The sequence below is a fragment of the Verrucomicrobiia bacterium genome (genome assembly GCA_035765895.1).
Classification (GTDB): Bacteria; Verrucomicrobiota; Verrucomicrobiia; order Limisphaerales; family DSYF01; genus DSYF01.
In genome coordinates, this window is sequence record DASTWL010000053.1 from 36,058 (window position 1) to 51,239 (window position 15,182).

The window sequence follows — 15,182 nt, forward strand, 5'->3', positions numbered from 1 at the left end:
TCCCACTACGCCGGTTCGGGGGAGGGGGTTCTGCTGCCTTACGGCGGCAAAATTTGTGAAACGGCTCCGCGCACGATGCCGGCACACGAACGACCGCCCTCCCAAAAAGCAAAGTGGAGCCGGCGTTGCACCGGCTCCACTGCCCTGTTGAAATTGTTCCGTCAGTGTGTTTGTTGCGCAGATTACTTCGCCGGCGTCGGGGTGCCGGAAGACAGCGAGGCGCCGAGGTTCCGGAAATCCGCGCCCAGCTTGGTCAACGCGTCACCGGCGGTCGCGCCGTCGCTTTGCGCCTTGCTCACGCTGCCTTGAATGGCGGCCAGCCCTTGCGCAGTGAGATCCGCGCTCAACGCCGTGCGGATGTCGTTCAATTCGGAAACCAGCGGCCCCAGCGCGTCGCGCGCCGCGATGTAGCTCGTCTTGACGCCCTCGAACTGGGCCATCACTTCGGACCGGCGCTGGGCGCTGCGCTGGCGGATGTCCTCGTTCTGGATCTTGGCCAGCTCCTCATCCCACGTCTGGAAATACGCCGCGCCACGCTTTTGCATCGCCGCCGCCTTCGCGCTGATGTCCTTCGTCACCGAAGCGAGCTGCCGCAGGTTCTGGTCGAACGTTGCGAACTGCGTCTTCAAATCGCCGCCCGGGTTGTTGGCCAGATTGGTCAGCGCGGTCAGCGTGGCGCTCAACTGTCCGGTGCCTTGATCCACGCGCTGCGCGGCCGTCTGCAGCGTGGCCGCCGTGCGGTCCGCCTGGTTGTAACCTTTGGTGGCGCAGCCGGCCAGCAGGGCGGCCGCACCGAAACATGCGATGAGCGTTTTGCAGTTTTTCATGGTCAAAGGGAAAGGGCGGCCGCCGTCTCCATCAACGACCGGCCCGCCGCCCTCAATGTGCCCGGCTTCGGGTGCTTGTCAAATGGACCCACGCCGTGCCGCCCCCGTGCAACACTCACTCGCCAATGATTTTCACCAGCACGCGCTTGCGGCGGTGGCCGTCAAACTCCCCGTAGAAGATTTGCTCCCACGGGCCGAAATCCAGCTTGCCATTCGTGATCGCCACCACGACTTCCCGCCCCATGACCTGCCGCTTGAGATGCGCATCCGCGTTGTCCTCGCCCGTGCGGTTGTGCTGGTATTGCGACGTGGGCGCGTGCGGCGCCAGCCCTTCCAGCCACACCTCGTAATCCTGCAGCAGCCCGTCCTCGGCGTCGTTGATGAAGACGGACGCGGTGATGTGCATGGCGTTGACCAGGCAGAGCCCCTCGCGCACGCCGCTCCGGCGCACCAGCGACTCGACCGTGGGCGTGATGTTCACAAAACCCCGGCGCCCCGGAACCTCAAACCAAAGCTGTTCAGTCAGACTTTTCATGACGGAAGAAATGCCCGCACCCGGGCACGCACTCAAGCCTGCGGAACGGCGTTGCGCACATCCGAAAATTCAAGACGCGCACGAACCTCGGAAAAAAGCAACGGTGTCGGTCGCGAAGAACCCGGAGCGTCTCGATGACCAGGTGAAAACGGGTTTCCGCCGGTCGCGTGCTTCACGACCTGATCCATCGCGCCCGGATATTCGACCCGCCGCTGGCCAGGGCATGCGCAGTGTCAACCCCGCCGCCGTCGGGTCAGCCGCGAAAACCCTTAGCGGGCCACCCCCGAAACGGATCCCGCAACGCGACCTGGGGATTGGGCACCAAGCCGCCGAGGGGTGTCGTAGTTGCCGGAAGCATATTCATGCCGCCATGATGTCCAAATCCCTCTTGACCAGCAAGAAAGACGGACTTACGGTCAAATCATGACCACCGGGATAGATTGCAAACTGCAATCCACTTAGATGTTAGGCCCTGTGACCGCGCCTTGATATGTTCGACCTCGCTATCGCATCGAAAGAGAGACACGAGCGTTTTATTCAGCGTGTCACTGCTTCGCGCGAAGTTTGGGGACTCAAGAGCGCAGATGGTTGGGCGGTTTCGACTTCGACGGCAGATGGTCATGCAGGCCGGAGCGTCATGCCATTCTGGTCTGATCGAGCCTACGCGAAGCAGTGCGCCAAGGAAGATTGGGCGCATTACGAGCCGACGCCGATTCCGTTGGAGTTATTTCTTGAGCGTTGGTTGGTCGGCATGACGGCAGATGGCTGTCTTGTCGGCACCAACTGGAACGCGCAGCTTTGCGGGCACGAGAGCGATCCGTCAGATTTGAAGCAGGAGTTAGAGAGTCACGATGAACACATGGCCTAACACAAAATCTGAGGGGAGCCGTCAAACGATTTTCTAGTTGGATTTTTCATAAGTGAGTTTGAGCAACGAGGGGTTTTTGAGGGCGAGGCGTTTGAGGTAGCGGGCTTCATCATAGGGGGTGCGATCCTGCCAGCATTTCCAGAGGATCCGAATCCATTTGAAAGCGAGGGAACGGAGGATGGCGTGATGTTGTTTGCCGCGGGCTTTTTGGCGGGTGTAAAACGCGCCGGCCCAGGTGGAGTGGTAGATGGATTGATTGGCCATTCGACCCATGACTCCTTCGCGAACACTTCCGGGTTGAACGGCTGTTTGAACTTCAGCAGGTGCCACAAGAGGCATGCCAGTTGGACCCGTTCGCTTCCGCTCATTCGGCCCCGTGGGCCGTCTCCCCGCGGTCGAATCCGTTCGCAACCGTTTCCCGAATCTGAACCCGGTCGGCCGCTTCAACGACCGGAGCCGGCCGGGAATCCGCCCCGAAGGACGGAAGGCTCGCAAAAACGGAAAGCCCGGCGGCCACGGAGAAAAGCCCTCGTCCAAAACCGTTGTTCATCATTGGGCGGTGCATCGTTTGCTTCGTAATTGAATAGTGCTGCATTAACGATCCGCCGGTTTCCCCTGTTCCCGGCCGGAGCGCACGGCCTGTCCCGATTCAGCGGGCGAGTCGTGGCGGTAGGAAAACGAATCGCAGTCCACCTGGCCCGCTTCGGTGTCGTTGTTGTAGGTGAAGAGGCCGATGCGGTCGCCGCGATAATCGCCCCAGCCCAGTTGATACGGCTCGCCCAACGGCGTGAAGGCAGTTCCGTTGGTGCTATAGGAATAGCGACTTTGGCCATCGAGCCCCCACGTCGAGCGCAGCCACAGCTTGTGCGTCGCCAATACCGGCCCATTTTTGATGGCTTGATTGCGCGCGGTTTCCAGCGTCAACACGCCGCCTTCGCGCCGGACGGCGATGGTGCCGTAGTCCTTCGAGTAATGACACAGCCCGGCGACCTGGCCATCCGCCATGCCGCTCAAGTCGAGCGCCAGCGTGACGACGTTGGTGCTGGTGCGAAGGGAGCGTTGCGTGAGGGTGTTGCCCGCCTTTTTGAGATTGTCGTGCTCCAGCGGCTTGAAGGCATGCAGACGCAGAAAACCGGGCCGCTCCGTAAGCGACCACTTGTCCGCGCGCGGCTGGTAGTTCCATTCCCACTGCACGCCGAGTTTCGCACCGTTGAAATCATCATCCGTCTGCGGCGTGAGGATGGGCGTGTTCGCGACCGGTTTGCGCCCCGACCAAACCATGTTGCCCACGCCGTCGCTGCCGACTTCGCCGAGAATCGGCCAGCCGTCCACCCACGTCACCGGCAACAGACTCGCGCAGCGGCCTTCCCAATCGCCCGCGCCATGATGCGTGAGGAAATACCAGCCGCCCTGCTCCGTCTGCACGATGCCGCCTTGATTCGGCTCGTGCGCCTCGGGCTGCGCATGACTGAGCTGACGCTTCTCAAGATAGGGTCCGGCAATGTTGGTCGCGCGTTGCATCATCACATAGCGGCCCACGCCCGGCCGATGTTCGCTGTAAAGGTGGTAGTAGGTGCCGTTGATCTTGTAGAGCTTGTTGGCCTCGCGCCCCGAACCTTCATTCAGTAATACGCGCCAGCCGGGGACGAGATCACGTCCGTCCGCCGTCAGTTTGAACAACCAGGTTTTGTAGCCGTCCTTGAAACAGGTGCCCACGAAATATCCCTGCCCGTCGTCGTCCCAGAACGGACAGCAATCATCCCAGCCCGCCTCACGTTGCACACAGTGCAAGGGCGCCCACGGGCCCGCCGGATCTGTCGCCGTGCTCATGAAATAACCTTCGTCCGGCGTGCCGAAATACACCCAGAATCTTCCGTCGTGATAACGAATCGCGCCCGCCCACACGCCGCGACCGTAGCGGTTCATGCGGTTCCAGTTCAGCTCCGGCCCGATTTGCGTCACGTCGTCGATGACGTGCCCGAGAATTTTCCAATTCACCAAATCCTTCGACCGCAAAACCACCATGCCGGGCGAATATTGGAACGTGGAGGAAATGGCGTAGTAGTCCGGGCCGACGCGGATGCAGTCAATGTCGCTGTAATCCGCCGGCAACACGGGATTGCGGTAGGTGCCGTCGCCTTGGTCGCCCCAACGCTGCCATTCGCCCCATTGAATCGGTGCGGCCAGAGCGCCGGCTGAGAACAGCAACGCGAAAATAAGAAGGTTCATTTGCTTCATGGGTCGAGACTCACATGATCGAACACGTTGCTGATGGACTTCTCCGCGCTTCCAGTGCTCACGGCAAAACCAACCGAGCAAGACGTCGAGAGCACAGCCTCGGCTGAACCTGCCTTGAACCAATTCGTGCCATCCACGGATTGATAGCCGGTGAAGGTATCACCCTTGCGTTCGATCTTGAACCACACGGGCAGCCACGTGTAATCGCAACCCGGCTGCCAGTTCATTTTGGCGGAAGTTTCTGAGCGCGCGCCAAACCGGCACTGGCGTCCGCCGATTTCCCCGAGCGTCAGCGCCACCGCCTTCGCTTCGGGCTTCAACGAGTCGCGCACCATCAGACCGACCTTGTCGCGCCCGGTCCACTTCGCCTCGATCAAGCGCGCGATGAACACGAAATCGTTGGTTACATTACGATGAACGAAAGTAAGCGAATCCGATTTCCCTCCAATGTCCCCGCCCGTGACTTCGGTGACGAATGTATTCCCGCTTGCGGCGGAATAAGTCGCGCCGACGCCCTTCGCAGTTTTGCCAATCGTTGAACAAGTCCAGCCCGGCGGCAGCGTCCCGGCGGCGAGCGGTTGCGCGGCGACGACTTTGGAATTTCCGCCGAGGCCGGCCTGATTGGTCGCCGCCACAGTGTAGTAATAAACCGTGCCGTTCGAGACTGTGGTGTCGGTGTATTGCGGGTCGGTGTTATTGTTCCACGCAGCGACCGGAACGAATGGGCCTCGCGCGCGCGTCGCGCGTTGGACCACGTAACCTTGGGCGCTGTCGTCGGGAGATTTCTCCCAACGCAGGAAAACCCGCGAGACACCGCCGGTCGCGGTCAAGCCCCCCGGAATCGGCGGCACCGGATGGGGCGGCAGCGGCGACGCGTCGGCGCGCAGCGTGAACGTCAGCGTGCCGTAACCGAAATGATCCCAACTGCCTAATTCAGGCCGGACCAGTTCCGTCATTTTTTTGGTGTAAGGCGCGGGCAAGCCACGCAAAACCGCGTAATGATTGTAAATCAATTCCCAGACAGGCCAGCCGATCCGGCCACGCCCATTGATCGTGAGATTAAACTGCCGGGCATCGGCGCAGTTGTTGTAAAACGTGTAGGGAATTTCCGAGGCAGGATACGAAAGGTTGCACTTGGCCACGTATTCCGCGCCGGCCAACAAACGATTGTTCGCGTAGCCAAACAAATCCACGCCCTGATTCCACGCCACCTGACACGCGCTGCCCAACAGGCCCACGCCAAGTTGCGCGTGGGCTTGATCGCGCCCGCTTTCCTGCCACTGGCCGCAATTTTCCGAGTAAAGAAACGGCACGGCGTTGGAAATGGCGCCATTCCCCTGCCCGTGTTTGAAGTATTCGACGCCTTCATTGAAGATGTTCGTGCTGTCACACAATACGCCCATGGCGATCAGCGCGCCGATGTTGCAGGCGTCCCAGTTCGCCCAGAAGTAACTGATGCATCGTCCGGCATGATTGGAAAGGAAACCGTGGCACTGGGGATAAAAGTATTTCACCATCATGTTGGTGAACGCATTGAAATCCTTCGCCTGCCACCCGGGATAAATGCGCAACAATTCACCGGCCATCGCGAAGTCAAATATGGGAATGCCGCTCAAGCCGGGAATGTCCGCGCCATGCGGAATTTGATCCACCGACGACGACCACGCGTTGCAAATCCGCACGGCGCACTCGGCGTTGTTGGTGTCGCCAGAAATGGCCCAGCGCAGCGCGTTGAGATAAGCGGCGTGGGCATCGCGGTCGGCGCGCTGACGACTCACACCGAGATTGGCTTGCGCGGCGGGCTTCCAATTGCTTTGCGCTTGCGGATCGCGCAAGAGCTGCTGCCAGTCGTCAATCCACGGATGATTCCCCGCCAGCACGTTGGTGCGCATCCGCTCAAGATCCGCCCTCGTGTGCAAGCCGCCGGGATGCACGAATGGCTGCACGGCAGCGAGATTTCCAGCGACGCATAATGCTGCCGATATCGCTATTATTTTGATCATGCTGAGGAAAATGCGATTGATTGGCCGCACCTGGATTCGACTACTTTGAAGCATTTTTCAAATCACGATCCAGCGCTTTACCGTCAAACGGAATCACGATGATTTTGCTGCCGTGGCCATCATTGCCATGTTCCTGCTCCTTCTCCACATCGATCACAGCCAGCGTGATCGCCGCGACATGACCGTTCTCAATGTAAACTCCAGGCCGCTCCAGCTTCGGCCAGCGGTTGACAGTGCCATCGGTGTAGCGCAAAAAGTCTTGCGCGGGTGTGTAGGCAAGACCGCGATAAATCCAGCCATCGATGCCGTTGGTGGAAGTGAGGTGATACGCTTTGCGGTCGCTCCAGTTATTGACGGTAACATGATAGAAACCGCCGCTGAACCAGAGCACAGGATCTTCCAGATTTTGCCGGGCGTGTTGCGGCATTCCAGCGATGCCCGGGTAAATACTCGGGCCTTGGGCCACATACGGTCCGAGCACACCGTTGGTGCTGATCATGACAATGCCAGGGCGTCCAAACATTTCGTAGTTGCCGTCCGGCCGAAGCAAAATGATTTCGTTCGATGCGCGCCATTTGGGATTATCGGCCACGGCAATTTTGCCGAGCAATTCCCACGGGCCGTCCAACGATTTTGAAACATACACTGTTCCCGGCCGTGTTTCGCTGATGACGATCGCGTAACGACCGTCGGCCAGTTGCAACGCCGTGACGTTGTGGCCTCGACCGCCTTCGCTGTCTGGCCAGCAAAGGCCCTTGTCCACATACGGGCCGTAAAGGTTGTCGCTGACCGCGTGAATGGCTTTGGAGTTCCACCATTCGTTGTGGCCGCGCGCCTGGTCCCAACGGCTGCCAAATAAATGATATTTTCCGTCCGGTCCCTTGATGATTTTTCCGTCCCAATAATCCCATTGCTTCATCGTCACGTCTTCGAGTCCGTTCTTCGTGTCCCGCGGCCCGACGCTGGCCGCGCCCCAGACATTAGTAGTCAACAGACTGAGAATCGGCATTGGCTGGAAATAGTCGATGAACGTCTTCGCCGATTTTGGTTCAGCAGCACAAGCACCGTTGCTGGCGGCCAATAGAGCCAAACCAGCTCCGAGGGAGCATAATTTTCGATGGTTGATCATTGTCACATTTATACTTGCGAATTAATGCCGCCCCATACATTTGGCTTTCAGAGCTGGAACGCCAAGCGCGGGAAATTAGGCGGAAAACTTTTCATTTCTATGTTTCGTCCTGCGTTATGGAAAACATGCGCTATTGCCGCGAGTCTCGCGATGCCAATTCCGCCGCGGCGGGATAAGGTGACACCTCGGCCGCCCCAATGATCGCGCCGTTGATCGTCTGGCGCAGCGCGAACACCAGCACGTTCTTCTCACCGTTGCCAAACTTCAGCCAGCACTCCGGCAAATAGAATTCCCGCTGCGGCCCGGCCTCCCAATGCCTCCCAATGTCATGGCCGTTCAGCCACATGAAGCCGTTCCCCGACGCGTTGATCAGCAGTCGCCACGGAATCCACTCGTCCATCGGCGTCGCCGGCAATTCAAATTCGACGCGATACCAGGTCAGCAGCGCGTCATGATGCCCCTTCGGTTGAATGTCATTTCCCCTGCGCGCAATCGGCGTTTGCGTTTCAAGCGGGATCTTTTCCCAATCAGCTGCGGAGACATTCGGATTCGGTTGGTTCCAACCGGCGGTGACGCCCCCAAGATTTGTGGCGACCTCCCAATCGAGCGGTTCGGCGATGGCCTGGTCATTGCCAGACAGGCCCGCTCGCCGGATGCCGCTGAGTTCCTCCATTGGAATGTAGCCATGCTCGAATCCGATGTTCTCGTAGAGCAGCACGATTTCGTTCGTTCCGGCGCGCAACAGTCCACTGACGTCGAATCGGTTGTCGAACTCGTTTGGCAGGATGCGGTCGAAGGATTTCTTCGTGTTGCGCGTTGCAGCGGCAGCATACTCATCCGATGGATAAAGGCGCTTCGCAATGCGTCCGTTCACCTGAGCGGAAACAATGTCCCGGGTGAATGTGTTGATCAGCAGCTTCGTGAAATTCGTCGCTTCGTTGATCGGAGAAGTGGCAAGCGCAAACCGCGCACGGTAGATGACGTAACGCTGGTCGCTCACGCCAAGTTCCGGCAGCGATTTGCCGGAAGGCAACGGCTGCCACGGACCGTTGAGCGGATCGTTCCGCTTGAGCGCCGTGGCGATTCGCACCGGCGTGGGCAATGCGGCCGGACGCGCAATCGGTTCTTGTTGCTTGGGATACCAAACGCCTTCCGCCGGTGTTTTCCCAGGCGCAATCACCAGCACCTTCGCGCCCAGCGGCGCAAGATCGTAGTCCACATCAAAGGGCGGAATGATCGCGGAAGCCACAACAGCGTCCGCTGTTTTTATCATCACGCGGTTACCGTCCTGGTCAATGTTGTAAATCGGCTCCGTCGGCTTCACGATTTTTCCCGGCACCACGGCAACCTTGCCAGAGACCGGATTTTTAGGATCGCTGTTGTCCAGAAACACAAAGCGCGTGCCGTCCGGGCCAACGCGCACACCGCCGAACAGATTCGTCGGCGCGCCTTGCAGTTCACACGGCCCGCCATTGGCGCGGAGCAATTGCGTTTCGTTTTCGCGAATGAACTGGTTCACGCCCCCGGCCGCGAGGTATTTCGCGCCGCGCGCGCCCCACTCGCGAATCGGCGCATTGTAATCGTAAGTGGTCGTCTGGCCGCGCGCCTGCCAGCCACCAAAATGCGTGCCGCCGACAAACATGTAGGTGTTCAGCCCCGTTGCGCCGCCCAGCAGCGACATCAGACTGATGGCATTGTAATGGCGAGCATCGGAATAATTGTCCTCGCTCAATTGGCCGCCGACCAACGAAAACCAGCCGCCCTGCAATTCGGTGACAAAGCCCGGCGCATCCGGCTGCTTGGCGCGCAGCGACATCATGCGTTGTGCGCAGCTCGGCGCGGCGGTGAGGCCGACGTAATAATTGTCGCAATCGAACACTTGCGAAAGCACCGGATCGCTGCTCTGGCGACATTCACGGGTTAGGCAGGTGAAGATGGGAACATTGACGCCGGAATTGGTCGCCGCCTCATACAAGGCACGCAGCATTTTCGGTTTATGGCCGCACTTGAAAGCGTCGTATTCGTTTTCAATTTGCATCAGGACGATGCCTTTGCCGCCCTTTGGCTTGCGGGTGATCTGTTCCCGGGCAATCAACTTACACACGGCGTCATACCAGTGAACGCTCCAAGTAATGTCGGAATCCTCCGGGCTGCGCAGCCAGAAATGATCGCCCGCAGTCGGTGCGAACTTCGCGAGCCAGCGCGGATAACCGCCGCCCGCCCACTCGGCGCAGATGAACGGGCCGGGACGAACGATGGTGTAAAATCCGAATTCATTTTGCGCCATGTCCAGCCACGCTTTGAACTCGGAAAGGTCCACCTTGGAAAAATCGTTCAAGCCGGCGGGCATTTCGCGTTCGTGCCAGTTCCACGGAACATAGGTGTCCACGGTATTGAAACCGGCTTCCTTAATTTTCTGGAAACGGTCGCGCCACATCTCGCGGGGCGTGCGGAAGTAATGAAACTCCGCGCTGCGGATGAAGGTGTCCCTGCCATCAATGGTCAGACATTGCCCGTCATAACGAATGCGATTCGGATGCGAAAAATATTTGGCCGTCCCAGCCGTTGTTTGTGCCATGAGGCTTGCGCTCGTGGCCGATGCAACAACACACAGAATCCCAAAAGGCTTGCGCAATCGCCTCACGACCGCTGATCCCATAGTGATCATGGATAAATAAGCCGGAAAAATGCGTTGCCGTTGGTTGGCAGAAGCGAAACCGCGTTGGTTGCCTCCGTTCCGGCGATATCCTGCCAGTTGGTTGTATTCAGATTGGTGCTCACCTGCAAACGCCAGCCGGTGTGGTCCGCCGGCCAGCTCAATTGAAGTTGGTTGCCAGTCAAGGTTGCGGAACTCGTCAGGCGCGCCGCCGATGTCGGCCGGGCGCTGACCTGAATCGAACTGGGGCTTTCGCCCACAACATTCGCGGCGCGGACGACGTAGTAATACATCACACCGTTCGCCAGCGCAGTATCCGTGAACGTGGTCGCCGTCACGTTCGTAATCTGCGTGTAAGGTCCACCATTCGTAAGCGAGCGAAGGAGGCTGTAGCTGCTGGCGCTCGTGACGCCATTCCAGCTCAACACGATCTGGCCGTCGCCCGGCATCGCCGCCAGGCCGGTCGGCGCGGCGAGCGGCGTGACGAACGTGGCCACATCCGCCGCGCTCAAAGCGCCGTTGTAGATGCGGAAATCGTCCACTTGGCCGTTCAAATACGGATCGTTGTATTGCGATTTTCCGATGTAATTCTGCGTCGTGGTCCCGAGGAAGCTTGGGACCAGAGTCATCGCGCTGTTCGTGCCGACGGGGACGCCGTCCACGTAGAGAACACCCCCGTTGCCGCCGATGGTCACCGCGACGTGTTTCCAGACGCCGGTGGGCAGTTCGCTGGCGCCGTCAATGATCTGCTCGCCGGCGCCCCCGCTGGTGGTGATGGCGAATCGAATGGCATTATTGGTCGTCCCGTTGCGCGGGGTGAGGAACATGTAAACGCTCTGGCCCGTGCCGAAGTCGAAAATCCGCGACCACGTGCTGCTGCTGGTCAGCTTTACCCAGGCGGCAATGCTGACCGCATCCAGATTCGAGACCACGCCGCCGGGCAGGGTCACATATTGAAAGGAGTTACTGCTCAAGTTCACCGCATTGTTGCTGTAACCAGCGACGCGCGTCGGGGAGTTGACCAGCGTTCCGTCCCAACCGTTACCCGTCGCGTCGGCTGCGGTCGTGCCGCTGGTTTCGTCGAATTTCAAATAAGCTTGAAGCATGGGTGGCACCTGAGCGGCCGCCGGCGCGGGCATTCCCTCGAATTGCAACTCCGCCGTGTTGCAATAGCCATTGGGCGGACCGATGTAGCGCACATAACGATAGCCGCCCGTGTTGGTGACCGTCTGGACCGTGGTCGTTCCTGGCGCCGGCGTGCTGCCAATCGTGCAGAGCGTCACCACGCCGCTGCTGAAGTCGGCCACGTTGCAGCCCTGGAATCTGCCGCCGGTCATCCGGTCGGGAAAGTTCGCGCGCGGATAATACCCGACCTTTGTGATGCGATACGAAGCGCCCAAGTCCAATCCGGCCCACCCGCCGCTCGGCGCGGAACAGTCGAACCAGGTGATCGGCGCGTTGTCGAACAGTTGATCTTTCCACTGGCCGTTGACGAAGACGGAGTCCGTGCCAATCACCGTTCCGGTCAACCGCTGATTCGCCGTCACGCTCACCGGCAGACTGTTGGTCGTTTCCACGCCGTTAATGATCGCTGAAACGACATAATAATACGCCGTGTCCGGCGTCAGGTTGGTGTCCGTGTAGAGAAAGTCGGTGGCGGATTGATTCGCAGCAATGACCGTGTAAGGTCCGTCGACGCTCGTGGCGCGCTTGACGTTGTAACCGGTGGCGTAGGCGCTGCCATACCACCAGACTCTTGCCGTGCCGGCCAGCGGCGCATCCGCCTGCAACGCGCTCGGCGCGGGTGAATTCGTGATGCGATCCAGCGCGTGCGTCAGGGTCGTGAAACCGATTTGATCGAAGCCGCCGCTGTTGCCGCCGTAATTGCCGCCGCCGCCTTCGGGCCGATTGGCCAGGGCCGAGGCCATCGTGTAAGGCGCGGACAAGCCTTTGATGTTCAAGTAGTGATTCCAGATCATGTCCAAGCCCGCGCGATAATTGCTGCCGACGGCCGGCCCCGTTGCGGTGGCATCGCAGCCCGCGTAATTCACCCAGGGAACGCCATTGGTTGTCATTGCCCGGCAGGTGTATTCGCTCATCGCCAGCACGGCATTGTTGTCGTAGCCGAACAAGTCGTCGCCCTGGTTCCACGCCACCTCGCAAAGTTCCGCCAGCAACACCGGATCCAGCGAGGCATGCCCCATGTCGCGTCCCATTTCCTGGCTCTGCCCCAGATAGCCGGGATGCATGAAATACACCGCGTTCGTCACCATGCCATTGCCCGCACCGCTGCCCTTGTAGTAATTGACGGCGAAGTCGTAAATGTCCCTCCGGTCACACACCACGCCAATCGCCGCCGCGGCGCTCAACGCAAACCCGTCCCAGTTCAGCCAGTAATGCGACCAGCACGTGCCATTGTGTGCCATCAGAAACCAATAGATGCCGTTGCCGTTGAACGCATCCGTGTAAAACCGATACACCAGAAAATTTTGGAACCGCGCAAAGCCGCCGGAGTCCACCCACGGCTGGTAATCCCGCAGCAATTCCGCCGCGCAGGCAAAATCAAATCCTTGCGCACCCATCAACAACAGCGCATTGGAATTCCCCCGGATTTGCACCACCGTTTTGGCATACGAATCCATGTTCCGCATCGCGCATTCGGCAAAGTTCGTGTCCCCGGTCAGGCGGTAGCGCAATGCACATTCATAGGCAGCCGCGGCGTCGTTCATCATGGGAGCGTAGTTGTCGTTGACGCCGCGAGAGGGATACGCAATGGGATTGGCCGTGTAGGACGCCGAGGAATGGCCGTTGTTGGTCAGCACGGCATAAGCCGACGCCCACGGCTCGGCCCCGGCGGCAATTTTCGCCTTCATGCGATCAATGTCCGCCTGCGTGCTCATGCAGCCCGGATGCACGAATGGCCCGTAATGGCTATCCAAATTGGTGACCGTGTAAAAAACCGTCGAACCAATCACCGTCAGCTGGCCCGAATAGCCAAGCGGCTGCGAGCCCAACGCGAGATTTCCCGAACTGTAACCGGTGAACAGCGGATAACTGTTCGTCGCAAACGGACAGTTGGCGATGTTGATTGTCGCCGTGCCGTGGATCGTCACCGTGCCCGCTTCAATCGGCGCATGGTTCGTTCCCGTCAGGCCCGGCTCGGAAATGCCCGTCATGCCAAACTGCAGCGTCGCCCCTGTGCTGCTGCCGATGATCAAATGATTCGGCGACACGTAATTCGTATCCGCCCGGGCCAGCACACCGAACGTCGCACCGTCCCGCACCGAGATCGTCGAGCCGATGGATTGACTCGGCGCATAAGCGACAAACAGCGACCCGTTGCTCACCGTCGTGGTGCCGGTCAGGTTGTTCGCGCCCCAGAGCACCATTGGCCCAACCACCCCGCCGTTCGTAGAGACAACCAAATTGCCCGCGCCCGAAAACGGGCTCGTGACGAGTCGGAAACTGTCATTCAACAGTTGCAACGCGCCCGATTGAATCACGGTGTTGCCGCTGTAAGACGCCGGCGGATTGAATGGCAGCGAAATCGTCAGCGTGCCGGTGCCCGTCTGCACCACGCCGCCAGAACCCGTCAGCATGCCGTTCAGCGTAATGTCGCCGCTGCCAGCGAACGTCACGGTGTTGCCGTTATTGTTGATGTTCTGCCCGAAGATCAAATTGCCGACCGCCGCGTTGATCGGCTGCGTCGTGCTCAAGGTCACCGGCACATTGATGGTTTGCGCACTGGCCGAATTGTTCGTCAGCCCGCCATTCAGTCCCAGTGTATTGGCCGCATTGGTGAGGTTGTAACTGCCCGCATTGTTGCTGAAAGTCAGCGAACCAACGTAACTGCCGGCATCCAGGTTCACCGTCGTTTGGGTGTTGCCCGCAAAAATCACGACGTCGTCGTAAGCCGGCGCGTTGGTCGCAGTCCAGTTTTCCACCGTGCTCCAATGGTTATCCGCGCCGGCGCCATTCCAAACAAAAGTCTTATCCGCCGGAAGCTGACTTTGAATTGCTGCAACGCTGGCACCCACTCCGAGGTTATGAATATTCGTCACCTCCGAGGCCGAGAGCGCCCCGCGATACAGCAGAAAACTTTTGGTCGTGGAAAGGGCCGAATTATCCCCCCACGTTTGCGTAGCCGTGCCGCCGCCGACGGTGAAGTTCTGCGCCTGGGCCAGGCTGTTCTGGCTGAAATCATTCGTCTGCGATCCCGTCAACGCCCCGTTCACATACTGCCGGAAAATATGCGTCCCGGCGTCATAGGTCAGAACGATGTCATACAGCGTTCCCGCCGTCATTGAATAGGCCAATCCCGCCGTCTGCCCGTAACGATTGTAGGCTATGCCGGTCGCATTGCCCGCTCCGCCACCGCTGAGGCAGCTTCCCCATTTGAAACCGTAAACGGCTGCGTAGCCATCATAGCCAGTCGCGATGTAGCCATTGGCGGGGCCGTTGTTCGCGGCATACAGGACCACGCCGCCCCCGCCCTGAACGGTGACCCAAGTCTGAATCGTGAAGCTGCCGGTGAAACCGTTGAGCGCGCCCGCCGCCAGATTCAGCCCGGTGGTGCGGGAATTGCCGCCGGAAATCGTCAGGCCGCTGCTGGTCAGGGACGTGTTGGCATCCGGGTTCAGCGTGGCTTGGGCATTTCCCAGCGCATCCGTGATCGTCTGTCCCCCGGCGACCGTGCCATAACTCTGCAAATCGAAATAATCCACCAAAGCGACCGCTCCCGGACACACGTTCCCAATGAACAACGCAGCGATCAACAACAGCCCGGACAATGCCGAACGCGGCACAAACACCCTTTGCCGGCACTTGGGCCTGGCAAAACATTCATTGGCCAGACTGGCCGTGTTGCGGCGCGGTGTGCGCACGCGCTCTTCGGAGGCCCGCACGGAGGACGGGACGCGCCTTGGT

General features: G+C 59.6%; 9 protein-coding genes. 1 reads left to right on the forward strand and 8 read right to left on the reverse strand.

Annotated elements, in window-relative coordinates; genetic code table 11:
- Nucleotides 1-182: 182 nt before the first annotated feature.
- Nucleotides 183-827 (reverse strand): DUF2959 family protein, encoded by a 645-nt coding sequence (locus VFV96_11165; GenBank protein ID HEU5070954.1) that lies wholly within the window; start codon nucleotides 825-827, stop codon nucleotides 183-185.
- Between the two features lie 115 nt (nucleotides 828-942).
- Nucleotides 943-1,362: a secondary thiamine-phosphate synthase enzyme YjbQ gene (locus tag VFV96_11170; protein HEU5070955.1), complete on the reverse strand. Its 420-nt coding sequence runs from the start codon at nucleotides 1,360-1,362 to the stop codon at nucleotides 943-945.
- 490 nt (nucleotides 1,363-1,852) lie between these two features.
- Here VFV96_11170 and VFV96_11175 point away from each other — a divergent pair, with 490 nt between their 5' ends.
- The gene (locus tag VFV96_11175; GenBank protein ID HEU5070956.1) at nucleotides 1,853-2,230 is read left to right on the forward strand and encodes a DUF2750 domain-containing protein; all 378 of its coding nucleotides are present in this window, start codon (nucleotides 1,853-1,855) and stop codon (nucleotides 2,228-2,230) included.
- Between the two features lie 33 nt (nucleotides 2,231-2,263).
- Here VFV96_11175 and VFV96_11180 read toward each other — a convergent pair whose 3' ends face one another.
- The 6 genes from VFV96_11180 to VFV96_11205 all read right to left on the reverse strand — a co-directional run bounded on the left by VFV96_11180 (nucleotide 2,264) and on the right by VFV96_11205 (nucleotide 15,061).
- Entirely contained in the window at nucleotides 2,264-2,494 is a 231-nt protein-coding gene (locus VFV96_11180; GenBank protein HEU5070957.1) for a hypothetical protein, read from the reverse strand.
- 330 nt (nucleotides 2,495-2,824) lie between these two features.
- Entirely contained in the window at nucleotides 2,825-4,459 is a 1,635-nt protein-coding gene (locus tag VFV96_11185) for a glycoside hydrolase 43 family protein (GenBank protein ID HEU5070958.1), read from the reverse strand.
- 5 nt (nucleotides 4,460-4,464) lie between these two features.
- Nucleotides 4,465-6,414: an alginate lyase family protein gene (locus VFV96_11190; protein ID HEU5070959.1), complete on the reverse strand. Its 1,950-nt coding sequence runs from the start codon at nucleotides 6,412-6,414 to the stop codon at nucleotides 4,465-4,467.
- Nucleotides 6,415-6,511: 97 nt separating this feature from the next.
- Nucleotides 6,512-7,480 carry a glycoside hydrolase family protein gene (locus VFV96_11195; GenBank protein HEU5070960.1) on the reverse strand — a complete coding sequence of 323 codons (969 nt, stop codon included), beginning with the start codon at nucleotides 7,478-7,480 and terminating at the stop codon, nucleotides 6,512-6,514.
- A 250-nt stretch (nucleotides 7,481-7,730) separates the two neighbouring features.
- The gene (locus VFV96_11200; protein ID HEU5070961.1) at nucleotides 7,731-10,178 is read right to left on the reverse strand and encodes a beta-galactosidase; all 2,448 of its coding nucleotides are present in this window, start codon (nucleotides 10,176-10,178) and stop codon (nucleotides 7,731-7,733) included.
- An 86-nt stretch (nucleotides 10,179-10,264) separates the two neighbouring features.
- Entirely contained in the window at nucleotides 10,265-15,061 is a 4,797-nt protein-coding gene (locus VFV96_11205; protein HEU5070962.1) for a LamG-like jellyroll fold domain-containing protein, read from the reverse strand.
- Nucleotides 15,062-15,182: the final 121 nt, after the last annotated feature.

Excerpts from the sequence above, each read along its gene's own strand:
- VFV96_11165 (HEU5070954.1), bottom strand. The coding sequence starts at position 827 with ATGAAAAACTGCAAAACGCTCATCGCATGTTTCGGTGCGGCCGCCCTG.
- VFV96_11170 (HEU5070955.1), bottom strand. The coding sequence starts at position 1,362 with ATGAAAAGTCTGACTGAACAGCTTTGGTTTGAGGTTCCGGGGCGCCGG.
- VFV96_11175 (HEU5070956.1), top strand. The coding sequence starts at position 1,853 with ATGTTCGACCTCGCTATCGCATCGAAAGAGAGACACGAGCGTTTTATT.
- VFV96_11180 (HEU5070957.1), bottom strand. The coding sequence starts at position 2,494 with ATGGCCAATCAATCCATCTACCACTCCACCTGGGCCGGCGCGTTTTAC.
- VFV96_11185 (HEU5070958.1), bottom strand. The coding sequence starts at position 4,459 with ATGAACCTTCTTATTTTCGCGTTGCTGTTCTCAGCCGGCGCTCTGGCC.
- VFV96_11195 (HEU5070960.1), bottom strand. The coding sequence starts at position 7,480 with ATGCCGATTCTCAGTCTGTTGACTACTAATGTCTGGGGCGCGGCCAGC.
- VFV96_11200 (HEU5070961.1), bottom strand. The coding sequence starts at position 10,178 with ATGGCACAAACAACGGCTGGGACGGCCAAATATTTTTCGCATCCGAAT.